Genomic DNA, 26,351 nt, shown 5'->3' with positions numbered 1-26,351 from the left:
AAAGCCCTGAGCTTGACATTTCCCGGTAAGGTTTGATTTTCAAGCAGCCGCAACATTGGCTGCTTCTCTCTAAACACGATTTATGGATATTCCTATGTTGATGGTGATTGGCAGGCGACTGCTGCAATCTCTGGTCACGGTTTTTGCCGCAATAACGCTGATCTTCTTTCTATTCAGCGTCATGCCCGGCACCTTTGTGTCGTCGCTCTCCAGTGACAAACGCGACATCGACCCGGCGGTTACCGAACGCATCGAAAAAGAACTGGGCTTGAATGATCCGTTGCCACAACGGTTCGGCAAATATATTTCAGGGCTTGCAACAGGTGATCTCGGCACGTCCTTTTCCACGCAACGCCCTGTCACCGCCATGCTGTCCACCCGCATAGTCGCCTCATTCAAACTCGCCGTTGCCGCTATTGCCTTTGCCATCATCATCGGTCTGCCGCTTGGCTTTCTGGCCGCCGTGCGGCAGGGCACATGGCTGGATACAACCGCCATGATAACAGCCGTTTCCGGTCTCTCGCTGCCCGGTTTCTGGTTCGGTTTGCTGGCCATGTATTTCGTATCACTCAAACTGGGCTGGCTGCCCACTTTTGGCTATGGCAACGGGAATTTCAAGAATCTGGTGCTGCCTGCCCTGACGCTCGGTATTGCCCCCATGGCGCTTTTGGCTCGCACGACCCGTGCAGCTGTGCTGGAAACGATGAACGCTGATTTTGTCCGCACTGCCAGATCAAAGGGAAACTCGGAATTCCGCATTGTTACCAAGCATATAGCGCGCAATGCCTTTGTGTTGGTGCTGACAACGATCGGCCTGCAATTCGGCTCCATGCTGGGTGGCTCGGTCGTCATTGAGAACTTGTTCGCGTGGCCGGGAATCGGTTCGCTTTTGACGCAATCGGTTTCCATGCGTGACATACCAACGGTTCAAGGCTGCATTCTTGTGATCGTGCTCTTCTTTCTCATCATCAACACGCTTGTCGATATCGCCTATCTCGCGATCGACCCGCGCATTCGATATCGCTGAGTGCTTATGGAAAAGCGTTCTTTGCAATCATGCAAACATTCTGAACAGAACAGGCAGCACTGATGTTCCGCTCCAATCTTGTCATAGGGCTCACAATCTTTGTGACCATCATTCTGGTGGCGCTGTTTGCGCCATGGATTGCCCACTACGATCCGGTTTCCAACTCCAATCTTCTCTATGCTGAAGAAGCACCAAGTGCGCGGTTCTGGTTTGGTACTGATGAGCAGGGCCGGGATATTTTCTCACGCATTGCCTATGGTGCGCGTATCTCACTTGTGATCGGGCTTGCCGTTCAGACGATGAACACGTTCATAGGCGTTCTGCTTGGTCTTTCCGCCGGCTATCTCGGCGGCTGGTGGGACGAGTTTGTGCAAGGCCTGACAAATCTGATGCTATCCATTCCGACCATTGTGTTCGCCTTGGCTCTCATGGCGGTCCTTGGGCCCGGACTGCTCAGTCTGCTGATTGCCCTTGGTTTGACGGACTGGGCCTATAGCTGCCGTATTTCGCGGGCGCAGGTTCTGACTCAAAAATCACAAAACTATGTGCAGGCAGCCCGCACGCTCGGTTTCGGTAAATTCTACATTATGCTGCGTGAAATCCTGCCGAATATTGGCGGGCCGCTCATTGTGGTGGCCACAATGGGCATCGGATCGGCCATTATGGCAGAAGCATCACTGTCTTTTCTGGGATTGGGCGTTGTTCCGCCTGCACCGAGCTGGGGTGGTATGCTGGCACGAGCACGCGAGCAGCTCATGGTTGCGCCATGGGTCGCGATTTTTCCGGGAATGGCGCTCTTCATCACAGTGCTCGGCTTCAATATGCTGGGCGACGGCTTGCGTGACCTGCTTGATCCGCACGGGAGGTCAAAACGCTGATGGCTGACAATCCTATTCTGCAGGTGGAAAATCTTTCGATTGCACTGCGCGCCAAAGGACAGAACTTTCCCGCGGTAAACCAGGTTGATTTTTCCATTCGAGCCGGTGAAGTGTTCGGGCTTGTCGGAGAGTCCGGCTGCGGTAAGAGTCTGTGCGCCCTGACGATTGCGGGTTTGCTGCGCGACCCGATGAACGTCACGCAGGGACGTGTGCTTTTGGAAGGGCAGGATATAAACCGCTTGCCCAAAAAGGATTTGCGCCGTCTGCGCGGCGACCGTGTGGCCATGATCTTTCAGGAGCCGATGACCTCGCTCAATCCTCTGATGACGATTGGTGACCAGATCGGCGAAATGTTCGTGCTGCATAAGGGTATGGGCGCCCGTCAGGCCCGGCTCAAAGCCATAGAGGCACTGGAGCAGGTACAGGTTCCAAGCCCGGAACGGCGCATCAAGGATTATCCGCATCAGCTTTCCGGTGGCATGCGCCAGCGCGTGATGATTGCTATCGCGCTGGCCTGCGACCCGGCATTGCTGATTGCCGATGAGCCGACTACCGCACTGGATGTGACCATTCAGGCAGAAATTGTTGAGCTCATACTTGATCTGTGCACCGCCCGGGGCACGGCAGTTCTGATGATTTCGCATGATCTGGGACTTGTTGCACGCATGTGCCATCGGGTGGCGGTCATGTATGCTGGCCACATTGTCGAACAGCGTCCTGCCAGTGAGATTTTCACCGATCCGCGCCACCCTTATACGCATGGGCTTGTAGCCTCTTTGCCGCTCCTCGGCCGTCGTTTACGGGAAGGTCGCTCCCGATTAACCGAGATCAAAGGTGTCGTTCCGGGCTTGATGGAGCGTGATATCGGGTGCGGTTTTGCTTCGCGTTGTCCGCGTGTCACCGAAGTGTGCAGGGAGGTTATGCCGCCCGTAGTGTCCCTTGATGAGCTGGGTTCGATTAGGTGTTTCCATCATGACTGAGCAGATCACCACTTTGACACCGACAGATAGCGACAGGAACGGCAACACCGCCGAAGTACTCACTATTCAAGATCTGCGCATCCATTATTCTGTTCGCGAAGGCTTTCGAAAAAAGACACTGAAGGCTGTCAACGGAATTGATCTGTCTCTCAAAGCCGGCGAATGCCTCGGTCTGGTAGGCGAAAGCGGCTGCGGAAAATCCACGCTTGCCGGTGCCATTATGGGGCTCATTCCCATCACTTCCGGCTCGATCCGTGTGGCAGGGCGGGATGTGCCAACGGCCGTTAAAAACGATCCGCTTGCGCAGGCCCGCAATGTGCAGATGGTGTTTCAGGATCCGTTTGCGTCGCTCAATCCACGCCGTTCCGTGCGAGAGGCTCTTGCCGCTCCTTTGCGTCTCCACGGCATGAAAGATAGTGCGGAGATCGAAACCCGCGTGACTGATATGTTGGCCAAGGTTGGCATGAAACCTGAAGCGGCGGATCGCAAGCCACATGAGTTTTCAGGCGGCCAAAGGCAGCGTATTTGCATTGCGCGCGCCTTGATTGTTCAACCGAAACTGCTTGTCTGCGACGAGCCCGTTTCTGCTCTCGACGTGTCGATCCGCGCACAGATCATCAATTTGCTGCTGGAATTGAAAGACGAACTCGGTATCGCGCTTTTGATGATTTCGCACGATCTCGGTGTCGTTGAACATATGAGCGACCGCATCGCAGTGATGTATCTGGGTCGCATCGTTGAAGAGGGCGTATGGAGTGATGTTTTCACCAGTCCGCTGCATCCATATACGCAGGCTTTGATCGCTTCCATCCCCGATCCTCTGGCCCCTATGACGCGCCAGCGCCGGATGCAGGGTGAAGCACCATCACCGCTTGATCCCCCGCCTGGCTGTGCCTTCAATCCGCGTTGCCCTTCCGCATTCGATAAATGCCGCGAGGGCGATATTCCGTCATTTATCAATTCGTCCGGTGAGCATTTTCATCGCGCCCGTTGCCATTTATTAGAGCAAGGCTAATCTCATGAGTCAAAACCCGTTTATGGTCGGAACACTCGAACAGCCCACAATTGTCGTGCGCACAGGGTATGACCCACAAACCCCGCATATTGGTCTGCTGACCATCGGTGACTGGACCGTCAAATGCGCCATTGGCCGCAACGGGCTGGTTGATCCGCAGTTGAAACGCGAAGGCGATGGTAAAACGCCGCGTGGCCGTCATCCTTTGCGTTATGGCTTTTATGATCCGACGGTTTTCGGTGACGAGCCTCGTGGCTTCGATTTTCCGTTTTTGCCCAAGCCCGAAAATTACCGCTGGATAGAAGATGCCGACAGCCCCTTCTATAATCAGCTGGTGTTCGAAACGGATGGAACACAAGCTTCACGCCGTGGCGAAAGGTTGTTTGATCTGATCATACCTGTCGGCTGGAACGATGCACTGCCTGACGCTCGCGGCGGTTCAGCCATTTTCATGCACACGGCGCGACCGGATTACAGCGGCACATCCGGCTGCGTGGTCGTGGCGCATGAGCATTTGATGGAACTGGCGCGGCGTCTGCGCCCCGGCATGGTCGTTGACATCACTTCAATTGATGATCCGGTTACGCCGCTAGCCCCCTTTGTCAGCGCGCCGCCAAAATCCATTGAGAGCGTTACGTTTCACGGCATGAAACCCGGCCCTCGTCTGATTGTTACGGGTTCTGTCCATGGCAACGAGCCAGCCGGCCCTTATGCGATCAACCGTTTGATCAGCGAGTTTCGTACAGGCCAAAGAGAACTGGAATGCGGCAAGGTTACTTTTGTGCCGGTGGTCAATGGGCTTGCCTTCCGCAAGAATACCCGTATCGGAGATCGCAATTTTAATCGCAATCTTGCGGAAAGTGCCATGCCGCAGGACAATGAAGATCGCGTGGCCAACATCATGTGTCCGCTGCTCCGTGCCCATGATGTGTTGATTGATTTGCATTCTTTCAGCTCGGAAGGCGAAGCTTTCGCACTGATAGGCCCACGGGATAATAACGGATCGCTTGAGCCTTTCGCCCATGAAGCGGCAGAGAATACACTGGCGAAAGCACTTGATCTTCCACTGGTTGTGCATGGCTGGCTGCCTGCGCATGAAAAAGCACTAAAGCAAAAACGCGATGCAGGCGTAACCGAAGGCCTGTCGTCACTGCACGGAATAGGCACGACTGAATTCATACGCTTTGCCGGCGGCTATGGGGTTACCGTTGAATGCGGCCAGCATCTAGATCCGAAGGGGCCACAGGTTGGTTATGACTGCGTCGTCAATGGCATGGCATCTCTTGGTATGATTGCGGATGCGCGGCCACAAGCCCAAACACCACGTGTGCTGGAAATTTGCGATGCCATTCTCGCCGATCACGATGAGGATCATCTGGTAAAACAATTTGCAGCTGGCGAACCAGTGAACAAAGGGGAACTTATCGGAAGACGTGCCGATGGCAGCGAGATTTTGATGCCCTATGATGGGGCGATCATTTTCGCCGGGCTAACGGCGCCATTGCACAGCGAGCTTTGCTTCCTTTGCAAACCGAGCGAACGCCTGCAAAACTAGCGGGATTAGCGACCATTCGTAAGTTGCAGTGCCTTGGGCAGGCTCGGTCAAGCCCGGACAAACTGTTGAGGCTCTCCATCTAACGCGGTGGGCATTGACGTTTTGGCTCTGCCGCCGGAGCCGCGTCACAGCAGCTTCTCCTGCACGGCCTGAAATATGGTTCTCACAGTCGGCTGGAAGCAGCGACTATGGGCAAGCGAACCCATTTATGTGGAGGTACCAAGGGTTCGCTAGCGGTTCGGACGATGGATCCATCGTTTCGCCGGCCAGCTCGACGAGTTCATAGATTGCTCGTGGCTTGCCCGTTTGGGTGATCCAGGTTTGGTGTTAGTGCAGACTTGGCTTGGATGTTAAGTGCCGGCTGACAGGGAGGGCTGGCCAGCCAGCAACTCGTCACGCGTGGACATTCCCGGCGGCGAGATATGCATTGTTCCGTCAGACGGACTGTTCCGGATCGACAGGGTATGAACTCGGTATAGGGATTGCTTATGAGTAAGCGATCAGGCTTATCAAAAAGCGCCAAACCTCCCTCAAAGGCCGAGCAATGATCTCAGGCGGAAAACGGTTGTTCTTGTAATCGGCGATGAACTGCCCGATGCCTATGATCAATATCGCCAACCCGCTGAAGCAAAAACAATGGGTTGGTACTCGCAAGGTTCTGTCAGGTTGTCTGCACAAAAATGGGGCTGCGGCATTGATGCCGGGGGCTCTTGGCTTGAAGTTCGGATGAAAAATCCCCACGTGATTCATAAGTGAAATCAGCGCTTGCTGGTTCCACGGACAGGAACCGAAACGCAGAAAGGAGCGAGACGGTGCGTAAGAAGCGACGGGCTGTCATCCTTCCGGTATACTGAGCGCAACAACGCGCCTGTTTGCCGGATCGGATTCGGCCAAGGAGGTGCGTTATGAAGCGCATTTACATCCACAGAACGATGATATCCATGCTTGTGGCAGCATTGGTTGCCGCGAGCGGAACGGCTGCCAACACGCAGGAAATCGTCTGCGCAAAGCATGCTCTGATTGCCGAATATTTGAAGAATGAGTTCCAGGAGCTTCAAGGGGCTTTCGGCCTGATTGGGGATAAGGCGATCCTTGAGCTGTTTCTTTCTCCCCATGGGGCCACATGGACCATCGTCATTACAGATGTCTCGGGCAAGAGCTGCATTCTTGCAGCTGGGAGTTCCTGGGAGCAAAAGCCTGGAATTTCCGGGTTGGAGACGTAAGGGTTGCCGCCACATCCAGCGGCAAGTTGGTTAGGGAGGCAGATGATTGATCTGTCTCAAAAACAGGTCCCGTCAGGCTATTTGAATGCATTTTTGATCGATATAGTGATCGCTGGCAGCAAAGACCTCGTCCGTTGTCATTATACTTTGCCCAACTGCTTCCGTCCTCGGTAGCTTGATCGTGAAGGAGGCGCCTTCATTGTTTGCAGCCGTGAGTACTCCGCTGGCGCGCTGTATGATCCGTTGGCACAGGGAAAGGCCCAATCCCATGCCGTCGCTCTTGGTGGTGAAGAAGGGTTGAAACAGTTGCGAAAGGGTATCATCACTCAAACCGGGTCCGTTGTCGGATACGCGAATGATAGATTCGTTTGGCTCCGCGCGTGTTTCAATCGTGATACGCTTGTTCATCTGCTCCGACTGGTTCAGGCATCAAGTGCATTGCGAAGGAGGTTGTGGATCACCTGCTCAAGTTCTGTTTTATTGATGTTGGCAACAGGTGATGGCTCTGCAAGGCGCAGGGCGAGAGAGACACCATGCCGTTCGATATCCAGGCTGAGGATTTCGAGGATGTCCTGAATTGCAATGTTCAGATTTGTCATCTCGGGCACGATGGTTGTTTGGACAATATAGTCACGGATCTTTCCCAATATCCTGCTAGCCCTTTTTGCGTCCCTGATATTGGCAACCATAGCGCATTGCACGAGGTCGATTTGAGTTTCTTTCTGCTCGAGCATTATGAGACTTGCTTGGCTTTGACTGAGCAAGGAGGTGAGGGGCTGGGCAAGTTCATGGATGATACCGGCAGCAAGCTCGCCGACAGCGTTGACACGCGCGGCGTGCTCAAGACGGTTCTCTTTTTCCAATCTCGCAGCCCGCCCCAGTGCCTCTTCCTCGGATTGTTGCAGGCGTTTGGAAAGTTGGCGTTGATGCAAGGCGGAATATCCGGCCACGACAGCAATCGTCGAGAGGCCGCTATAAACAAGGAAATCCAATGCATCAAACAGTGCGCCGAGATTGATGGTCTCGCTTATACGAAATGCGGTTCCGTCAGGAAACCAAGTGAAATCTTGTGGCGCGAGCGTGTTCGGGCCCGCGATAATGGTTTTCTCCAACGTAAGTAGACGGCTGAGGCCGGAGGGCCGCTGTCCCGATGGAATGGCCGGTACACCACCAATGAGCCACTCAATTTTGGTGGAGGCTTCTGACAAGAGGGGCCCAAGCATTTCCTTCACGTCCACGAGCATCACAATCGTATAATGAAAATTGTTGCGTTCTGAGTGAACGGCCGTGAAAAATCGTCCGGGAAAACGCGGGTCGGCAAAACCACGGATCGTATCGAGAGGCTGTTTCACCACATCGGACACGATTGAGCGCACGGCCTCATCATTTTCTCCGGGCGGGTAATTTGCAACGAGCATGGTGGACAAAGGATTGTCGTCATGGCCATGCTGATACAGATTGACTTGGCGGATTCTTGGGTTCTGTTCCATCGTGTGGCGGACCAAGGCGCCAAATATGTCCGTCGCCTCCTTGCCGGAAAGGGTTGCGAAAACTTCGAAAGATCTGACGAATGCAAAATTCTGGGCAATGCGGCGGTCAAGGCAGGTTGCCATCTCGTCCGCTTTTGCAGAGAACGCGTCTGACTTGTCCTGAAAGATCACAATCGCCGACGCCGACGCATAGACCAGTAAGGCAAGAAGCCAGATGGATACAGCAAGTATCAGCGGTGGTTTCAGATATTTTTGCAATTCATTACAAAGCCCCAACCCGGATGCAGATGTAGATTTGAAATACGTGCAATGGTCTGTGGGATACTCATCCGCCCCAATATTCGCCCTTAGAACGCAGCCGATCATTGGGAAGGTCCGTTCCGAACAATACAGACAACAACAATCGAGCCTGCCGTACCGTTGAATGCATATCGATCAACTATCTGCCATTGTATTTCTGGCTGCTGCCACAACCTGCAACAGGCGGTTGGGATCAATGGCTTTGCAGATGCTGCCTTTGCGCGGTTTGAGGCAAGTCATGTCCTCTGCCGCCAGCATTGCATTAATGACGGCTTCATCGATCGCATCGACCGCCGCAAGATATACCGGATTAAGCCAGTCGTCGGGAATGCATTCCATCCGGCGCGAAGCGGCGGCGAGTTCACGTCTGGTAAAGGCATTGGCAGTGGTGAAGGCAAGGAAAATGTCTCCCGAGCTGTTGCCGCCGGGACTACCGCTGCGGGAAATGCCAATCCCGCCACGTTGGGCGATACGTTCGAGTTGATTTGGCAAGAGCGGGATATCGGTTGCAATGACGGCGATGATCGAACCTTGTTCGGCATCGTACATTCGGTTCTCGCGAAGATGTCGGCCGACTGGGACGCCGAGCACGGTCAACCAGTCGCGTAATCCATAATTCGCCTGTACCAAGACACCGACAGTGTAGTCTTGTCCCGCAAGAGGTACGATCCGGGAGGCCGTACCGGTGCCGCCTTTGAACTCATAGGCGATCATGCCGGTGCCGCCACCGACATTGCCCTCCGCAAGTGGCCCGGATGTTGCTGCCGAGAGCGCCTGCATCACGTGTTCCTCCCGCACATGCTGGCCATTGATGTCGTTCAGCACACCATCATAGGTTTCAGCCACGACAGGCATGGCCCAGACGTGATCGGTGAGGAATTCCTCAGCGTACTCCTGGATCATCCATTTCGTGGCGGCAGCGTGCACGGCTCCGACGCTGTGGGTGTTTGTAAGGCAGATTGGCCCCGAAAAATGGCCGGCATGGCGTATCCAGTGACTGCCGGTCATCTCGCCGTTGCCGTTAAGCGCGTGGATGCCTGCCCATACGGGTTGCATCTCTTTTGTGTTGCTGCGCGGCAGGATGGCTGTAACGCCCGTACGCACTGGACCCTCGCCCACACGCAGTGGCCCATCGCCCTCGATGATCGTTCGATAGCCGACCGTCACACCCGGCACATCGGTAATTGCATTCCAGATGCCCGTGCGGCCCTGGAAGTCCAGTTCCAGCTCACGTCCGCGCCGTTTTCTCTCCTGCCTCTCCATCGTTTCTCCAAATTTTTGATATGTAAATAACATATATTGACATTTAGGTTATATTTATATCACTGTAAAGTGGAAACTGGCCAGAAGAGCCGTAACCAGAGAAGGGAAAGTTGCATGAAACGGAAGTACATCGCCCCAGCGTGCGCGCTTGCTGCCCTGCTGATATCGAGTGCGGCCTCGGCCGAGGAATTGATCCGTATCGGTTCGCCGTATGTGACGACGACGCTCGATCCGATCCGCTCGGCATCAGCCGGAAACATCGAAGCCTTCGGCCAACTCTATGCGCGGCTCTTGCGCCGCGACCCGTCCGGCCAACGCCAGCCGGGACTTGCAGAAAAGTGGACGATTTCTGAAGACGGCATGGAACTCACCTTTACGCTTCGTGCGGCGAAATTTTCCAACGGGGTTCCGATCACGGGAGACGATGTCGTCTTCAGTCTGACGCGCGCGATGAGCGATAAAAAATCCGTCTACAGTGCCACGCTGGCTGCCGTCGAACGTGTCACCGCCGAGGGCAGGAATATCGTGAAGGTCAAGTTGAAGTATCGCTTCGCACCGGCGCTTGATAATCTCGAAGTCTTTAACACCGGTATCGTCTCAAAGGCGGACGTCGAGACGCGTGGCGACAAGGCCTTCACTGACAAGCCCGTTGCATCTGGCCCCTATGCGGTACGGGAATGGCGCCCGAACGACCGGCTGATCCTGGAGCCGAATACGAATTATTGGCGGGAGGGGTACCCAAAGAACGGCGGCGCTGAATTCATTGAGGTTGCCAACCCGAACACCCGCGTTTCCATGCTGATGTCGGGGGAGTTGGACGCGGTACGCGATGTCCCGTGGGCACAACTTGAGAACGTCGGTAAGCGCGACACGCTGCGGGACGCATTGGAGCCGTCGACCATCATATATATGACACTGCTGAACGAAAGACGACCCCCGTTCGAAAACGTCAAGGTTCGGCAGGCAGCAGCGCATGCTCTGAATGTCTCTGCCATCACCAAGGCCATGACCGAAGGTTACGGCACACCCGCCAACACGACGCTGCCCGGTGCTCTCGACTACCACGCCAAGGACCTGCCTGGTCTTGCATACGATCCTAAGCTGGCGCGGATGTTGCTCACCGAGGGCGGATACGATGGCAAGGAACTGACGATGCTCATCTCTGCCGGCAGCGATAACGAGAAACTGGCAACACTGCTTCAAGCGCAATGGACCGCTGTAGGGTTGAAAACGAAGATAGAAAAGGTCGATCGCGGCGTATGGTGGGAACGCGTTCCCGCAGGTGACTACGATCTCGCGCCAAGTTGGTGGTACAACGAAACGCCGGATCCCGATCTTGCCGTGCGCTGGGCAATCTGCGGCACTTGCGGCACGCACAGTTTCCATACCTACTATGACAATCCAAAGGTCAACGAATTGACTGAACAGGCGGTGCGCGAACTCGAGCCGACCAAGCGTGACGTGCTCTATCGCGAGATCCAGAAGATTTCGACCGAAGAGGTCGCTCAGATTCCTCTCTACTATCCACCGTATGCGAACGCTTATGCCAAGGCCCTTGAAGGCCTTTCCCTCAGCCCTTCGCTACAGTGGTCGCTCGAAGAGACTGTTCTGGCCAGATAGACCCGGACGACTGCCGCGCGGCGCGGTTGATTAGCTTTTCTTGCCGGAACGGGTGCCGTTCCGGCTTACCGGCAAAACCTGCGTTCAACGCAAAGACCAGTGGATCCAGTATGGCATTTCTAGCGATTCTTGCGAGACGGCTGCTTTCGTCCTTCCCGGTGATAGTCGGCATCACATTGGCCAGCTTTCTGCTTGTGCATCTGTCACCGGGCGATCCGGCCCGTCTCCTGCTCGGAGACCGGGCTAGCGAAGAGGCTGTGATACAATTGCGCAATCAACTCGGGCTCAACAACGGCCTTGTCGAGCAGTATGCCACTTACCTCGGCAACTTGCTGCGAGGCGACCTCGGCTACTCGCTCCGTTTCCAGAAACCGGTAATCGAGCTCATCTGGCAATTCCTCCCACCGACGCTTTTCCTCGTCGCCTACGTTTTGGTCATCAGCATTCCGCTCACCCTGGCGCTGGCTGCGGTTGCCGCACGAAACCACAATCGGTGGCCCGATCAGACAATCCGATTGGGTGTTATTGTTGGTATGACCTTTCCGGTTTTCTGGTTGGCATTGATGATGTCGCGATATTTCGGGGTGGAGTTGGGCTGGTTTCCCGTAAGTGGTTATGGTGAGGGCCTGTTTAGCCATCTCCGCCACCTGTTTCTGCCCGCCGTCAGCAGCGCGCTATGGCTGGTGCCGCTGCTGCTGCGAAATCTGCGGGCGACACTGATCCAAGAAATGGAGGCGGACTATGTCGTTGCCGGTCGTTCGAAGGGCTTGACGGAGGGAACGAACTTCACCCGTCATATTCTGGTGAACTCGCTGGTTCCAACACTCAATCTGCTTGGCGTCATGCTTGCCTATCTGATTGGCGGCGCTGTCGTGGTCGAGATCGTCTATGCAGTTCCCGGTATCGGGACACTGATGGTCAATTCGGTGCTCGGGCGCGATTTCCAGGTCATCCAAGGGCTCACCATGGTCTACGCGTTGCTGACCGTGCTGATCACTCTGACCGTCGATGTGCTCTCCTCGCTGATAGACCCGAGGATCAAGCTATGAGCATTGTTGACTTCCTCGCTCGCAAGGGCGCGCTCGAATTTTCCCTCGGCGTTGCCATCCTGTTGTTCCTCCTCCTGCTTGCGCTTGCCGCGGCCGGGGTTTCGCCGTTCGATCCGAACGCGATTGACTTCGAGTCCCTGCTTGCCCCGCCGTCCGTCCATCATCCGTTCGGCGCCGATCATCTCGGCCGTGACGTTTTAAGTCGCACCATCCATGCAATTCGTATCGACCTCTGGATGGGCTTGGCGGGGGTAGTCACGCCACTGCTGCTCGGTACGTTCGCGGGCCTTGCCGCCGGCTATTTTGGCAGCTGGACAGATGTCGTTCTCTCGCGAATTATCGACGTGACTATCGCGTTTCCCTTCTTCGTGCTTGTCATTGCGATCGTCGGCCTTATGGGACCTGGGCTCACTAACTACTTCGTCGCGCTGGCGCTGGTCAGCTGGGTTTCCTATGCACGACTGGTGCGCGCACAAACCGCGATCCTGCGCGACAAGGATTACGTTCTGGCAGCCAAGGTGCTCGGCTATTCCACTCCGGTCATCCTCGTACGCCACCTCATGCCCTCCATACTACCGATGATCCTCGTCTACGCGACCACTGACGTTGTCATGATCGTACTTGCCGGCGCGAGCCTCGGATTCCTCGGCCTCGGTGTGCAGCCCCCGACACCTGAATGGGGCGCGATGATTGCCGAAGGCCAGCCATATGTGGTCGACGCCTGGTGGATTTGCCTGTTCCCAGGTCTCGCAGCCATCCTCTTGGGCTTCGGGTTTGTTCTTGTCAGCGACGGGCTTGGAAGGATGATGCAGCAATGAGCGATGCTCCCACTTCTCTCCTCTCCGTACAGGACCTTACCGTCTCATTCGGTGCCCTGTCCGTCGTCCATAACGTGAGTTTCGACCTCAGCCCTGGCGAGGTGCTCGCGATCGTTGGTGAAAGCGGTTCCGGGAAATCCATCATTTGCCGGGCCATGCTTGGATTGCTTCCCACTCATGCCAGGGTTTCCGGCCGTATCCTCTTTGACGGACATGATCTTTTGTCCTGTAAGCCGTCTGAGATGCGCGCGCTGCGCGGCCGTCATATGTCGATGATCTTTCAGAATCCCGCCTCGCATCTCGACCCACTCAAGACCGTTGGCCATCATATCGGCGAACCCATCCGCCTGCACGGCACGGCCGCCAACGCGGAAACCCAGGCATTGGAAATCCTCCGCGCAGTCCAGATCAACGACCCGGAAAAGCGTATGCTCGCCTATCCGCATGAATTGTCCGGCGGCATGAAACAGCGTGTGATGATTGGAGGCGCGATTGCCTGTGCACCACGGCTTCTCCTTGCGGACGAGCCGACAACCGCACTCGACGTCACTGTGCAGGCAAGCATTCTCGAGGTGCTGCGCGACCTCAACCGCCGCCTCGGTCTCGGCATGATCCTAGTCTCGCACGACCTCGCCGTCGTGGCCAAGATGTGCAATCGAATTGTGGTAATGCGTCAAGGCAAGGTCGTGGAGAAAGGCGCTGCACGCGAAATCCTGCATGACCCGCAGCACAGCTATACCAAATTGCTCATCGCGTCACAGCCAAGTCGATTGGAACTACCTGCCGCTCGGGCGCCGGCTGCCGCTGCCGTGCCTCTGATTTCGGTTCAAAACCTTGATGTCACATACTATCCAGGCAGTCTGCTTCATCGCCGAGACAGCGCCGTCCAGGCGCTTGCCAGGGTATCCTTCGATGTAAAAGAGGGTGAATGTTTCGGCATCGTCGGCGAAAGCGGCTCGGGCAAGAGCACCATAGCGAAGGCTCTGACGCGATTGGTCGTGCCGTCGGGCGGACATATACTCTTCCGCGGCGGCGACATCAATCGACTGAAGGGTGTAGGGCTTTCCGCCTATCGCCGCCGCGTGCAGATGGTCTTTCAGAACCCGTTCGATTCGCTCAATCCGGCGATGACAGTGGTTGACGCCATCGCTGAGCCGCTCCGTCGCCACGGTATTTCAGGGGCCGCCGAAGCTCGCCGCCGGGCACTTGGCATGATGCGGCAAGTGGAGCTCCCCGAGGAGTTCGCCCATCGCCGCCCGCGGCAGCTCTCTGGCGGACAGTGCCAGCGTGTGGGGATCGCGCGCGCGCTGATATTAGATCCGGAAGTGCTGGTCGCCGATGAGATCACGTCGGCCTTGGACGTTACGATTCAAGCCCAGATCATCCGCCTTCTCGCCCGGCTAAGGCGCGAGCGCAACCTGACGGTGATCTATATCTCCCACGACCTTGACGTCGTGCGGAAGCTCTGCGATCGCATTGCAGTCTTCCGCACTGCGCAACTGGTGGAGACGGGCGAGACATCGACAGTGCTCGATCAGCCTCAAAGCGAATATACGGCGTTGCTCCGTGATTCCGTACCGCGTATGGATGTCGAGACCGGGAACGCCTGATGAAGCCGGTAGGATGCAGATCGGGAGGAAAGCATGGGCGCTGACAGCTCCAAGCGCGCCGCCAAGCGCGGCCTTGACACGGATCTCAATACAATCCTTGAGCGAGGACTTGCGGGTGAGGATATGGGATGGTCGCGCTCGGCGCGAATGATCGCTTCGCACCTGCGCGACAACTGGGACAGTCTGCCCTACGAGACTGGTGCCTCGCTTGCCGCAGCACTGGGACTCAGCGAGATGACGGTAATCCGCTTCATTCGCCAACTCGGCTACGCCAACCTCAAGGATTTCAAGGAGGCGCTGAAGCCTGCTCCTGGCACGGAGGCAGTCGGCATGGACAACGTCTTCAAGCGTCTGAGGCTCGATTCGCTGGGCGAACAGACTCTGGAAAAGAGCCTTGAGCGCGAGCTGGAGGCCATCACCGAAGCCTACAAGCTGGCGACGCTGCCACGCTGGCGGTATTGCGTTGAGGCATTGGCCAACTCGCAGTTCGTGACCGTGGTGGGGTTCCAGGCATCGCGAGGGATGGCCATCGATTTTGCGAGCAGGCTGCAATATGTTCGGCCAAGGGTGCGTTTTGCCGATAACCATACCGGTGTTTTCGCCGAGATCTTCGACATGGTCGGCGAGAGCCATTGCCTCTTTTTGCTTGACACCTACGCCTACGCGCGGGCGGGCGTTCTACTTGCGCAGAAGGCGCAGGAAACGGGCATGCCGCTGATCATCGTTACGGACAAGTTCACCAATTGGGCCTACGACTATACGGATCTCGTGCTCCAGGGAGAAACCTTTGTCGAGACCTTCTGGGACTCATCGGCCAGCCTCACGGTGATCCTCAATCTGCTGATCGATTCAGTGGCAAAGCAGCGTAGCAAGACGGTTCAGGAGCGTGTCGAAGCGATGCGCGAACTTGGTCGACATTTCGACGAGTTCGACATGATCCGCGCAGTTCACGACCGGCCTGGACGATTGGCTGAGTAAGGGCCTGTCGCATCCTGTTCGGCATCAAGCCTTAGCTCAGCCGTTGCAACAGAACCGTCGGGCACCTGCAAGTATTGTGTTGCAAAATGTGATATCTATTGCACTGTTGGCGTATGAGCGTTCCGATTCATCCCGATGTCCAACCATTTATAGTGGCACCTTTAAACGAGGGCAGCATGCGGGCAATTTATAATCATGTCTGAATCACACAATCACGCAAACAAAGCGCTTGCTCCGCGCCGGCACGACGAAATCCTGAGGCGAATTGCTTCCGATGGATCTGTGAGCATTGCCGATTTGTCGGCATTTTTTGAGGTGTCACGCGAAACAATACGAAGAGATCTCAAACTCCTTGGCGACAAGGGGCAACTTGAACTTATTCACGGCGGAGCCGTACGCTTTGATGCAATTGAGCCGGGTTTAGGCGAACGGACCCGTGAAAATGCGCAAGGCAAACGTGTTATCGGAGGAATCGCGGCGGCGTTGGTCGAGGATGGTATGGTCGTCTTCCTTGACTCCGGAACCACGACTTTTGCAGTCGCCCATGCACTGGCTGGTTCGCGTTTGAATTTGACCATATGCACTTCCAGTCTCGCGATTGCTCTGTTCTTGTGCCATCAGCCAAACATCAAGGTTCACACTCTCGGCGGTGAAATCGATCCGCGGGAGGAGGCTGCAGCCGGTTTGGATGTGTTGCAGGCTGTCGAGCGTTTTCGGATCGATATCGCGTTTCTGGGAGGAGGGGCCGTATCGCCGGATGGAGACATTACCGATTTTACAACGGCCGGCTCGCTATTGCGCTCGCAAATGATTTCTAAGGCGCACAAGGCATATTTCGTTCTTGATAGCTCGAAGTTTGGGCGTCTGACGCCGATGAAGATTTCAAATACTGCGAAGGCGGCTGGGATCATTACAGATCGGCAACCCAAGGATGTTTTATTGAACGTTCTGGTTGAAAGGGGCGTGGAACTCCTGTTTCCATTACGCTGAATGTTGCATTATGTGATATTTATTGTTGATATGTTGCATTTTGCTGCGTAGAATGATTCATCTCTTTTTGATGGGTGGATCGTCATGACGAAAGCATTTCCAACACAGGCACGTGTAGTCATCATCGGTGGGGGCATTATCGGTTGTTCTGTCGCCTATCACCTGACCAAGCTTGGCTGGACCGATGTGGTTCTCCTGGAGCAGGGCCAGCTCAGTGGAGGCACCACGTGGCACGCAGCAGGCCTTGTCGGGCAGCTTCGCAGCCATGCCAACATGACAGGCCTGATCAAATATTCGACCAAACTCTACAGCGAACTGGAGGCTGAAACCGGGCTTGCAACCGGCTGGAAGAACTGCGGCTCACTTGCCGTTGCCCGTACGCAGGACCGCATGACTGTCCTGAAGCGTACCGCCGCCTCGGCGCGTGCTCAGGGTGTTGACGTGGATGTCGTTTCACCAAGGGAAGCCGCGGATATCTGGCCTGTCATGGCATCGGACGATCTGGTTGGCGCTGTCTGGCTGCCTGGCGACGGCAAGGCCAATCCCACCGATCTGACGCAGTCGCTTGCCAAGGGAGCCCGCAATCGCGGTGCGCGTGTCATCGAGCGTGTCAAGGTCTCTGGTATCACCGTCAAAAACGGCGTTGCCTGTGGGGTTGAGACCGATCAAGGCAATATTGCTGCTGACGTCGTGGTGAACTGTGCGGGCCAATGGGCCCGGCAGGTTGGTCTGATGTGCGGTGTGTCTGTTCCGCTGCATTCCGCTGAGCACATGTATATCGTGACCGGAAAGATCGACGGCGTTCATCCCGATCTTCCAGTACTGCGCGATCCCGATGGTTTCATCTATTTCAAGGAAGAAGTCGGCGGTCTTGTCATGGGCGGGTTTGAGCCGGAGGCCAAGCCATGGGGAATGAGTGGCATTCCGGAGAACTTTGAATTCGCATTGCTGCCCGACAACTGGGATCAGTTCGAAATACTGATGCAGAATGCGCTGATCCGGGTGCCGCAGCTGGAACATGCGGAAGTGCGCAAGTTCTACAACGGCCCCGAGAGCTTTACGCCCGATAACAACTTCATTCTTGGCGAAGCGCCGGAATTGAAGAATTTCTTTGTTGGCGCAGGTTTCAATTCGATGGGCATTGCCAGTGCCGGCGGCGCGGGCAGGGCACTGGCCGAATGGATCGTCAATGGCGCCCCAACCATGGATTTGTGGCCGGTCGATATTCGCCGTTTTGCCTCGTTCAACAACAATCCGCGATGGCTGCATGACCGGGTCAAGGAGACGCTTGGTCTGCACTACGCCATGCCCTGGCCGAACCGGGAGTTGGATACAGCACGTCCCTTCCGCCGCTCGCCGCTTTATGACCGTCTTGCTGCCAAAGGTGCGTGCTTTGGTTCTAAAATGGGCTGGGAACGGGCAAACTGGTTCGCCGCGGCGGATGAAGAACCGCAAACACAATATGCCTTTGGTCGTCAGAACTGGCATGAGGCGGTGAAGCGCGAAATGAAGGCGACCCGCGAAACAGTGGCGCTTTTTGACCAGACGTCTTTCGCAAAACTGTTGGTACAGGGACGGGACGCATGCGTTGTCCTCAACCGCATTTGCGCCGCCGACGTCGATGTAGAAATTGGCCGCTCGGTCTATACCGGCATGCTGAACGAACGCGGCGGTTATGAAACTGATTTGACGGTGATGCGGCTTGCTGCCGATAAATTCCTCATCGTGACGGGCTCGGCTCAGGCGGTGCACGACGCTGACTGGATCCGCAGGAATACGCCGGAAGGTTCGCATGCCTGTCTCACGGATGTTACCTCCTCTTACTCCGTTCTTGCGCTGATGGGCCCAAACTCCCGCGCTGTTCTCAGTAAAGTCACATCAGCGGATTTGTCGAACGCGGGCTTTCCCTTCGCGACGATCCGCGAAATCGACATCGGCTATGCCACAGCCTACGCCAACCGTATGACCTATGTTGGTGAACTCGGCTGGGAACTCATCGTGCCAACGGAATTTGCCGTTGGTGTTTACGAGACATTGCACGAAGCCGGGCGCGAACTGGGGCTCATCGATGTGGGTTACTATGCACTTGAAGCACTGCGCCTTGAGAAGGGCTTCCGTGCCTGGAGTCGCGAGCTAACGCCTGACATCAATCCTTTCGAAGCCGGTCTTAGCTTTGCTGTCGCCTTGCACAAGCCTGGCGGCTTCATCGGGAAGGACGCGCTGGTCAAGGCAAGGGAAGGCGGCGTGCTACGCCGGCGCATTGTGCAGTTTACGGTAGATCATAGCGTCCCGATGCTTTGGGGCGGTGAGCTGATATTGCGCGATGGCAAACCGGTTGGCGAGGTTCGCTCGGGCGCCTATGGCCATACGCTTGGCCGTTCAGTGGCGCTTGGATTGATCGAACATCCGGATGGTGTCAGCAAGGAGTTCATCGAAAGCGGAAGCTTCTCGATCGATCTGGCGGGCGAACTTTACCCGGCGACAGCGCATATGCGCAGTCCCTATGATCCAAAGTCTGACCGGGTGAAGGCCGATATCGTGACGGTACAGGCAGCCGCTTAGGCTGCCGGTCCCAGTGACTTGGCGATGTCGAGAAAGACACGCACCAGTTTGCCTGCGCTGCGCTCGCGCAGGCAGATGAGTGCTTCGTCCATCAGCACGTCCGGCCCGGCGATGGGAATCTGCACAAGACGATTATCCTTACCAAACTCGGCGGATGACACAAAGCCAACGCCAGCGCCGGATGCAACGATTTCACGGACGGCCTCGCGGCCTTCCGCCTCGATGGCTGGCTTGAGGTCAAAGCCCATGCTGGCAGCGCGCTCCTGCAATTTTTGCCGGGTTTTCGAGCCGCGCTCGCGCATGACCAACGGGAAATGTGTCAGCTCTTCCAGCGTCAGTGATTTTGCTGCGGCGAGCGGATGTTCGGTGGAGACAAAGGCGACGATGGGGGTTGAATTGAGCTTGAGTATTTCAAAATCACGCCCGGTAGGGATCTCACCCAGCACGCCAATATCGGCCTCATAGCTATAGAGGCTGCTGATCACAGTCTCGGTATTTCCTGCGCGCACGGAAACCTGAATGCCTGGATATCTCTCGCGAAATGTGCCGAGAATATGCAGGAGATGGTGCGCCGCATCGGCGACGATCCGCAACGTCCCTGCGCGCAGGGCGCGAGATTCTGAAAGAAGTTCCAGTGCCTGCTGCTCGGTATCGAACATGCGGTGAGTTATTTCCAGAAGCCGTTGCCCGGCTTCCGTCAGGCTCACCTGCTTCTTGTTCCGATTGAACAGCAGGATGTCATATTCTTCTTCGAGCTTGCGCACCTGATCGGAAATCGCCGGCTGGGTCAGGAACAGCATCTCGGCTGCACGGGAAAACCCGCCGTAGATTGCCACATGGTGAAAGGCACGAAGCTGAACGTAGCGCATAATATCTCCCAAGCAGTTCAGCGCGAACTTATCATAAGTTTTGTTAATATAAATATCGAAACTAACGATTTGATTTATGTGCAGGCTCAATTGAGTCTGTAATGGGATCAGTCGCCTCTTGCACGGTTCCGGAGGGAGCCGTTGTTATGCAGTTTTCACTAGTCCTTCTTCATCTTTCCGGTGCAACGATGCTGCTGCTGTGGGCTGTCCGTATGGTTCGAACCGGCGTTGAGCGCGCTTTTGAATCCAGTTTGCGTGAAGCACTGCGTGGCACAAGGAACAGTAAGGTCAAGGCCGCCGCAGCGGGCGCAGCGCTTGCGGTGGTGCTGCAAAGTTCAACAGCGGTCGCCGTTCTTGCGTCCGGCTTTGCCGCCAGCGGCGTTCTGGTGGTCTCGATGGGACTTGCGGTCCTGCTCGGAGCCGATCTTGGTTCGGCAATGGTGGTACAGATACTGTCCTTTGATCTCAGCTGGATGATTCCAGTCTTGTTGCTGGCCGGTGGAACCCTCTTTCTCAAGTTTGAGTCGCGGTTGATTATTCAAATAGGGCGCATTCTGCTTGGAATAGCATTCATTCTTTTGTCGTTGCATATGATTGCTGAGGCAACTGCGCCCTTGCGGCACAGCGAATTTTTGCCAGTAGCGATAGGCTATCTCAAGGAGGATTATCTGACAGCATTTTTCGTGGCAGCGCTTTTCACCTGGCTGATCCATTCCAGCGTTGCGGCAATCCTCTTGTTTGTTACATTTGCGATGCAGGGTCTTTTGCCCACGGAGGTAGGATTCGTCTTTATACTGGGCGCCAACCTTGGTGGAGGTTTGATCGGGTTTTGGCTAACACGCGGTCAGGGCTTGGAAGCCCGGAGATTGCCCCTTGGCAATCTCATATTTCGCAGCATCGCCGCTGTGATTGTGCTGATAATACTGCATATGATGGCTGTCCCCCTTGATCTGCTTGGGACGAACCAGGCGCGCCAGCTCGTTAATTTTCATCTGGCATTCAATCTTGGTTTGCTTGTTTTCTGTCTTCCATTGACCGGGCTTGTCGAACGGCTTGTTTTGTTAATGCTTCCCGATATTGCGCCTCAGAAAAGCGATGTGAATGACCTGACCTCGCAGCGCATAAGCGCGCTAGACAGGACAGTCATTCGGACTGCGGGTTTGGCCTTGGCAAGTGCAACGCGTGAGGTTTTGCATATGGGCGAGGTGGTTGAGATCATGTTGCAGCCGGTGATGAAACTCCTTGACGCCGGTACAAAGGCACAGATCGAACAGGCACAAAAATTGTACATCAAGGTGAATCGCGCTCACACCGACATCAAGCTCTATATCGCCGAAATCAACCGTGGAATCATGACCGCGCTGGAAGCGCAGCGGGGCATCGAGTTGATTGATTTCTGCATCAACCTCGAACGGGCCGGAGATATTATCGCCAAGAATCTTCTGGTTCTTGCGCTGGAAAAAAATGAGAAGGATTTACATTTTTCAAAGGCCGGCTGGTCGGAATTGACTGCAATTCACGAGCGCGTCCTCATCAATATGCAACTGGCAATGAATGTACTGGTTTCGGGCGATGTGGTTTCAGCGCGGCAACTCGTCATAGAAAAAGAGCGGATGCGCAAGCTCGAGCGCCAAAGTCACGAACGGCATTTGCATCGCTTGCAATCCGGTGCGCAGGAGAGCATCGAAACCAGCGATATTCATCTGGAAGCAGTACGGGCGTTCAAAGAGATCAATTCTCTATTTGCCTCGGCGGCGTATCCGATCCTGACCCAGAATGGCCATCTGCTGGAAAGCCGGCTGGCTCAACCCGCCTGACCAGTTTCCATGCCGTACTGGGTTATCTCAATTCATGCGCGGTGTATCGATTATATTTATACATAGATACAAAATAACGATTTTACATATATATCGTATCCATGGGAGATGATGGACAAGAGCACTTCATGTCAGTCAGGAGGAATGACAATGTTGACCGGAAACCAGACTACAGCGGTAACCCCATTCGATACGCCAGAGCTTGGCGAGCCATATCTTCTGACACCCGGCCCGCTCACTACCTCCTATACTGTCAAGCAGGCGATGCTGCGTGACTGGGGTTCGTGGGATGGTGATTTTCGCGCCATGACTGCAGAAATGCGTCGCCGCCTTCTCGCGCTGACCGGCGACAAAAATGATGACTTTGACTGTGTTCCTATGCAGGGAAGCGGCACATTCGCCGTTGAGGCCATGCTGGGCAGTTTTCTGCCGCGGGATAGTAAAACGCTTGTTCTCGTCAATGGAGCGTATGGCCAACGTATTGCGCAAACGCTGAACTATCTTGGCCGGGCCCATACCGTGATCGACAAGGGCGACTACATGCCCCCACGCGGAATTGAGGTTGCGGCTGCGCTCGACGCCGATCCCGCCATTACCCATGTGATCATCGTCCACTGCGAGACCAGCTCCGGCATCCTTAATCCGGTGCACGAGATTTCGGAGACTGTCTACGCCAAGGGGCGCAAACTGCTGATCGACTCGATGAGTGCATTCGGTGCGATTTCGCTTGATGTGAACGAAATCCGCTATGAGGCCATGGTCTCTTCTGCCAACAAATGCATCGAAGGTGTACCTGGCTTCGGCTTCATCATTGCCCGCAAGAGCGAACTGGAAGCCGCCAAGGGACGCAGCCATTCACTGAGCCTCGATGTACATGCGCAGTGGGCACATCTGATCAAGACCGGACAATGGCGCTATACGCCGCCGACGCACGTGGTTGCAGCCTTTCTGGTAGCGCTGCGCCAGCACGAAGTGGAAGGTGGTGTTGCCGGCCGCGGTGCGCGCTACGCAAACAACCGCGATGTGATGGTCGCAGGAATGCGCGAACTCGGCTTTGAAACCCTGCTCAAGGACCGCTGGCTCTCGCCGATCATCGTCACCTTCTTCAATCCTGCCCACCCGGACTTTTCGTTCGATCGCTTCTACGAACTGATGAAAGACAAGGGCTTTATCATTTATCCCGGCAAATTGACCGTCGTGGACAGCTTCCGTGTTGGCTGCATCGGGCGCATGGACGAACACGTCATGCGCCGCGTCGTCAAGGCTGCCAGAGAATCCCTGCGCGAGATGGGTGTTGATACGGCGGCGCCTCCTGCCGCTGCTATCGCCGAACGCGCCAAACTTGCCGCCTGAACCGCTTCACAAACAAGGATTATTCCGATGAACCAGATGTCCCCCGTCAATGTCAGCGTCAACGGCCGCAATTATGCTTGGCCGCGCGTGACGGCCATCGCAATCTGCCTCGACGGTTGCGAGCCCGCTTATCTCGATGAGGCGATCAAAGCGGGGCTGATGCCGGCTCTGGTCAAAATCAAGGAGAAGGGCACTGTTCGCATGGCCCATAGCGTCATCCCGAGCTTTACCAACCCCAACAACATGTCGATTGCCACCGGGCGCCCGCCATCTGTGCACGGCATTTGCGGCAATTATCTCTATGAGCGCGAGACGGGCAAGGAAGTGATGATGAACGATCCGCGCTTCCTGCGCGCGCCGACCATCTTCAAAGCCTATTACGATGCCGGTGCACGCGTGGCTGTCGTCACGGCGAAGGATAAGCTGCGTGCCTTGCTCGGCCATGGTCTGGCGTTCGATGAGGATCGCGCAATCTGCTTCTCGTCAGAAAAGTCCGACAAATCAACCAAGGCAGAGCACGGTATCGACAATGCGTCGGCATGGCTGGGCAGACCTGTCCCGGAGGTCTATTCGGCGGAATTGTCGGAGTTTGTGTTTGCGGCCGGTGTCAAGCTGCTGAAGACCTTCAAACCTGATGTGATGTACCTGACCACCACGGACTACGTACAGCATAAGTATGCGCCGGGTGTTCCCGAAGCCAATGCATTCTACGAGATGTTCGACAAATACCTGGCTGAACTTGACGCCTTGGGTGCGGCGATTGTCGTTACGGCTGACCATGGCATGAAGCCCAAGCATAAGGCGGACGGATCGCCGGACGTTATCTACGTTCAGGATCTGCTCGACGATTGGCTGGGCAAGGATGCGGCTCGCGTCATTCTGCCGATCACCGACCCCTATGTCGTGCATCACGGCGCACTGGGTTCGTTCGCCACCGCGTATCTGCCGGACGGAGCCGATCAAGCCGATATCATGGCGCGTTTGGCGAAGATTGAAGGCATTGATGTGGTACTCGACAATGCTGCAGCATGCGAGCGTTTCGAACTGCCCAATGACCGGATTGGTGACATTGTCTTTCTTTCCACGGAAAACAAGACGCTCGGCACCAGCGAACACCGTCATGACCTTGCGGCATTGAACGAGCCATTGCGTTCGCATGGTGGTCTGACCGAGCAGGTAGTGCCCTTCATCGTCAACCGCAAATTGCCTGATCTGCCTAGTGCTCCGGAACTGCGCAATTTCGACGCCTTCCATTATGCCGCCATGGCCGCGGCCTTGGCATAGCCGCGGGGAAACAGGATCATGGTCAAGGTGGAAGCAGAGTTTAAAGTACGGCACGAGCCGATGCGCATTGCAGGGCGGAAGGTCGACGCAGACGGTGTGATTGAGGTCCACTACCCCTATACCGGTGCAGTGGTGGGTACCGTTCCAGCTGGCCGCACGGAGCATGCGCGGCAAGCTTTCCAGATCGCTGCGAATTACACGCCGAAGCTGACGCGTTATGAACGTCAGCAGATATTGTTTCGCACCGCCGAAGCGCTTGCCAGCCGCAGGGAAGAGATCGCCAATCTGATCACACTGGAGCTGGGTATCTCCAAAGCCGATTCACTCTACGAGGTGGGCCGGGCTTATGATGTATTTACTCTGTCGGCGCAGATGTGCATTCAGGATGATGGTCAGATTTTTTCCTGTGATCTGACCCCGCACGGCAAGGCGCGGAAAATCTTCACCATGCGTGAGCCGTTGAAGGCAATCTCGGCGATCACGCCCTTCAATCATCCGCTCAACATGGTATCGCACAAGATTGCTCCGGCTATCGCCACCAACAATTGCGTTGTCTGCAAGCCAACGGAACTGACGCCGATGACCGCCCTCGTGCTGGCCGATATTCTCTACGAAGCCGGTTTGCCACCGGAAATGCTGTCCGTTGTCACCGGGTGGCCGGCGGATATCGGCCTGGAGATGATCACCAATCCGAACATTGAGCTCATCACCTTCACCGGCGGCGTTCCTGTCGGCAAGATGATTGCCACTACAGCGGGCTATAAGCGCGCCGTACTGGAACTTGGAGGCAACGATCCGCTCATCATCCTCAATGATCTGAGTGATGATGATCTTGCCAAAGCCGCTGATCTTGCAGTTGCCGGCGCGACCAAGAACTCCGGCCAACGGTGCACTGCGGTCAAGCGCATCCTGTGTCAGGAGAAGGTTGCTGACCGGTTCGTGCCGCTGGTGCTGGAACGGGCGAAGAAACTGCGCTTCGGTGATCCGATGGATCGTTCGACGGATCTTGGAACCGTGGTTCATGAAAGAGCCGCAGCCCTCTTTGAAGATCGCGTGCACGTGGCGGCCGAGCAGGGTGCCGATATCCTCTACAATCCCGGCCGGCAAGGTGCCTTGCTGCCGCCGATTGTTGTCGATCATGTGCCTCATGCTTCCGAACTTGTCATGGAGGAAACCTTCGGTCCAATCATCCCGATTATCCGCGCTCCGGATGACGACGATGCTTTGATAGCGCTGTCCAATTCCACGGCCTTTGGCCTATCGTCGGGCGTATGCACCAATGATTTCCGCCGCATGCAGAAATACATTGCGGGTCTTCAGGTCGGCACAGTCAATATCTGGGAAGTCCCGGGCTATCGGATTGAAATGTCTCCCTTCGGTGGCATCAAGGATTCCGGGAATGGCTATAAGGAAGGCGTTTCCGAGGCCATGAAGAGTTACACGAATATCAAGACCTATTCATTGCCCTGGGCCTGAATGAACCATTGTTTTTGACGCGAAAAGAGGGCGCAATGCGCTCTCTTTTCATTTGTAAATGCTGGATTTTCTTTGCTTCCATTGTCAGTCGCATCATCGATTTTTTCAATAATAATATCAGATAAATAGATTTTACTTATCAAAGGGTGTTCCTCACTATCAACGTATGGACTGGGCGCGTTCTGGCAAGATGA

22 protein-coding genes are annotated in these 26,351 nt (G+C 55.6%); 17 read left to right on the top strand and 5 right to left on the bottom strand.

Translation table 11 applies throughout. From position 1 onward, the window contains the following. The first annotated feature begins 94 nt into the window (after nt 1-94). The 6 genes from ACIQWS_RS19895 to ACIQWS_RS19870 all read left to right on the top strand — a co-directional run bounded on the left by ACIQWS_RS19895 (nt 95) and on the right by ACIQWS_RS19870 (nt 6,678). On the top strand, nt 95-1,027 hold the full coding sequence (locus tag ACIQWS_RS19895) for an ABC transporter permease (RefSeq protein ID WP_403183381.1): 933 nt from the start codon (nt 95-97) through the stop codon (nt 1,025-1,027). 59 nt (nt 1,028-1,086) lie between these two features. Continuing rightward, nucleotides 1,087-1,905 (top strand): ABC transporter permease, encoded by an 819-nt coding sequence (locus ACIQWS_RS19890; protein WP_403183682.1) that lies wholly within the window; start codon nt 1,087-1,089, stop codon nt 1,903-1,905. Continuing rightward, nucleotides 1,905-2,885, top strand: coding sequence for an ABC transporter ATP-binding protein (locus ACIQWS_RS19885; protein WP_403183378.1), 981 nt, complete (start codon nt 1,905-1,907; stop codon nt 2,883-2,885). Before ACIQWS_RS19890 ends, ACIQWS_RS19885 begins: the two co-directional genes overlap by 1 nt. Next, nucleotides 2,878-3,900: an ABC transporter ATP-binding protein gene (locus ACIQWS_RS19880; protein ID WP_403183375.1), complete on the top strand. Its 1,023-nt coding sequence runs from the start codon at nt 2,878-2,880 to the stop codon at nt 3,898-3,900. Before ACIQWS_RS19885 ends, ACIQWS_RS19880 begins: the two co-directional genes overlap by 8 nt. Nucleotides 3,901-3,904: 4 nt before the next feature. Next, entirely contained in the window at nt 3,905-5,455 is a 1,551-nt protein-coding gene (locus ACIQWS_RS19875; RefSeq protein ID WP_403183372.1) for a succinylglutamate desuccinylase/aspartoacylase family protein, read from the top strand. Nucleotides 5,456-6,360: 905 nt separating this feature from the next. Beyond that, nucleotides 6,361-6,678, top strand: coding sequence for a hypothetical protein (locus tag ACIQWS_RS19870; protein ID WP_403183370.1), 318 nt, complete (start codon nt 6,361-6,363; stop codon nt 6,676-6,678). A 72-nt stretch (nt 6,679-6,750) separates the two neighbouring features. Here ACIQWS_RS19870 and ACIQWS_RS19865 read toward each other — a convergent pair whose 3' ends face one another. The 3 genes from ACIQWS_RS19865 to ACIQWS_RS19855 form a co-directional block, all read right to left on the bottom strand. Next, nucleotides 6,751-7,086, bottom strand: a complete 336-nt coding sequence (locus ACIQWS_RS19865; protein ID WP_403183368.1) for a sensor histidine kinase — start codon at nt 7,084-7,086, stop codon at nt 6,751-6,753. 14 nt (nt 7,087-7,100) lie between these two features. Beyond that, on the bottom strand, nt 7,101-8,534 hold the full coding sequence (locus ACIQWS_RS19860) for a sensor histidine kinase (RefSeq protein ID WP_403183365.1): 1,434 nt from the start codon (nt 8,532-8,534) through the stop codon (nt 7,101-7,103). Between the two features lie 69 nt (nt 8,535-8,603). After that, complete coding sequence (locus ACIQWS_RS19855; protein ID WP_403183362.1) at nt 8,604-9,731, bottom strand: P1 family peptidase; 1,128 nt, start codon at nt 9,729-9,731, stop codon at nt 8,604-8,606. A gap of 114 nt (nt 9,732-9,845) precedes the next feature. Here ACIQWS_RS19855 and ACIQWS_RS19850 point away from each other — a divergent pair, with 114 nt between their 5' ends. The 7 genes from ACIQWS_RS19850 to ACIQWS_RS19820 all read left to right on the top strand — a co-directional run bounded on the left by ACIQWS_RS19850 (nt 9,846) and on the right by ACIQWS_RS19820 (nt 19,358). Next, the gene (locus tag ACIQWS_RS19850) at nt 9,846-11,351 is read left to right on the top strand and encodes an ABC transporter substrate-binding protein (protein ID WP_403183359.1); all 1,506 of its coding nucleotides are present in this window, start codon (nt 9,846-9,848) and stop codon (nt 11,349-11,351) included. A 110-nt stretch (nt 11,352-11,461) separates the two neighbouring features. Beyond that, nucleotides 11,462-12,400 (top strand): ABC transporter permease, encoded by a 939-nt coding sequence (locus ACIQWS_RS19845; protein WP_403183355.1) that lies wholly within the window; start codon nt 11,462-11,464, stop codon nt 12,398-12,400. Then, a complete protein-coding gene (locus tag ACIQWS_RS19840) occupies nt 12,397-13,218 on the top strand; it encodes an ABC transporter permease (protein WP_403183352.1) in 822 nt (273 codons plus the stop codon). The genes ACIQWS_RS19845 and ACIQWS_RS19840 overlap by 4 nt, the downstream gene beginning before the upstream one ends. Beyond that, nucleotides 13,215-14,828 (top strand): dipeptide ABC transporter ATP-binding protein, encoded by a 1,614-nt coding sequence (locus tag ACIQWS_RS19835; protein WP_403183350.1) that lies wholly within the window; start codon nt 13,215-13,217, stop codon nt 14,826-14,828. The genes ACIQWS_RS19840 and ACIQWS_RS19835 overlap by 4 nt, the downstream gene beginning before the upstream one ends. A 33-nt stretch (nt 14,829-14,861) precedes the next feature. Next, a complete protein-coding gene (locus tag ACIQWS_RS19830) occupies nt 14,862-15,806 on the top strand; it encodes a MurR/RpiR family transcriptional regulator (protein ID WP_403183347.1) in 945 nt (314 codons plus the stop codon). A gap of 195 nt (nt 15,807-16,001) precedes the next feature. Beyond that, nucleotides 16,002-16,796 carry a DeoR/GlpR family DNA-binding transcription regulator gene (locus ACIQWS_RS19825; RefSeq protein ID WP_403183344.1) on the top strand — a complete coding sequence of 265 codons (795 nt, stop codon included), beginning with the start codon at nt 16,002-16,004 and terminating at the stop codon, nt 16,794-16,796. 84 nt (nt 16,797-16,880) lie between these two features. Beyond that, nucleotides 16,881-19,358, top strand: coding sequence for an FAD-dependent oxidoreductase (locus ACIQWS_RS19820; RefSeq protein ID WP_403183341.1), 2,478 nt, complete (start codon nt 16,881-16,883; stop codon nt 19,356-19,358). Here the strand turns inward: ACIQWS_RS19820 and ACIQWS_RS19815 are convergent. Continuing rightward, nucleotides 19,355-20,227: a LysR substrate-binding domain-containing protein gene (locus ACIQWS_RS19815; protein WP_403183677.1), complete on the bottom strand. Its 873-nt coding sequence runs from the start codon at nt 20,225-20,227 to the stop codon at nt 19,355-19,357. The two genes, ACIQWS_RS19820 and ACIQWS_RS19815, sit on opposite strands and share 4 nt — an antisense overlap. A 146-nt stretch (nt 20,228-20,373) precedes the next feature. Here ACIQWS_RS19815 and ACIQWS_RS19810 point away from each other — a divergent pair, with 146 nt between their 5' ends. The 4 genes from ACIQWS_RS19810 (at nt 20,374) to phnY (ending at nt 26,157) form a co-directional block, all read left to right on the top strand. Further along, complete coding sequence (locus tag ACIQWS_RS19810; protein ID WP_403183338.1) at nt 20,374-22,044, top strand: Na/Pi cotransporter family protein; 1,671 nt, start codon at nt 20,374-20,376, stop codon at nt 22,042-22,044. 153 nt (nt 22,045-22,197) lie between these two features. Next, nucleotides 22,198-23,397: a 2-aminoethylphosphonate--pyruvate transaminase gene (locus tag ACIQWS_RS19805; RefSeq protein WP_403183332.1), complete on the top strand. Its 1,200-nt coding sequence runs from the start codon at nt 22,198-22,200 to the stop codon at nt 23,395-23,397. Nucleotides 23,398-23,424: 27 nt separating this feature from the next. Then, nucleotides 23,425-24,681 (top strand): phosphonoacetate hydrolase, encoded by a 1,257-nt coding sequence (gene phnA / locus ACIQWS_RS19800; protein ID WP_403183329.1) that lies wholly within the window; start codon nt 23,425-23,427, stop codon nt 24,679-24,681. A gap of 18 nt (nt 24,682-24,699) precedes the next feature. Beyond that, on the top strand, nt 24,700-26,157 hold the full coding sequence (gene phnY, locus ACIQWS_RS19795) for a phosphonoacetaldehyde dehydrogenase (RefSeq protein ID WP_403183326.1): 1,458 nt from the start codon (nt 24,700-24,702) through the stop codon (nt 26,155-26,157). On the opposite strand, the gene ACIQWS_RS19790 is transcribed toward phnY, so the two are convergent. Next, entirely contained in the window at nt 26,136-26,300 is a 165-nt protein-coding gene (locus tag ACIQWS_RS19790; protein ID WP_403183324.1) for a hypothetical protein, read from the bottom strand. The two genes, phnY and ACIQWS_RS19790, sit on opposite strands and share 22 nt — an antisense overlap. Nucleotides 26,301-26,351: the final 51 nt, after the last annotated feature.

It is taken from the genome of Phyllobacterium sp. NPDC097923 (genome assembly GCF_044760925.1).
GTDB lineage: Bacteria > Pseudomonadota > Alphaproteobacteria > Rhizobiales > Rhizobiaceae > Phyllobacterium > Phyllobacterium calauticae.
The sequence above is the reverse complement of the archived record's forward strand: the minus strand, read 5'-3'. Positions and strand labels throughout refer to the sequence as shown.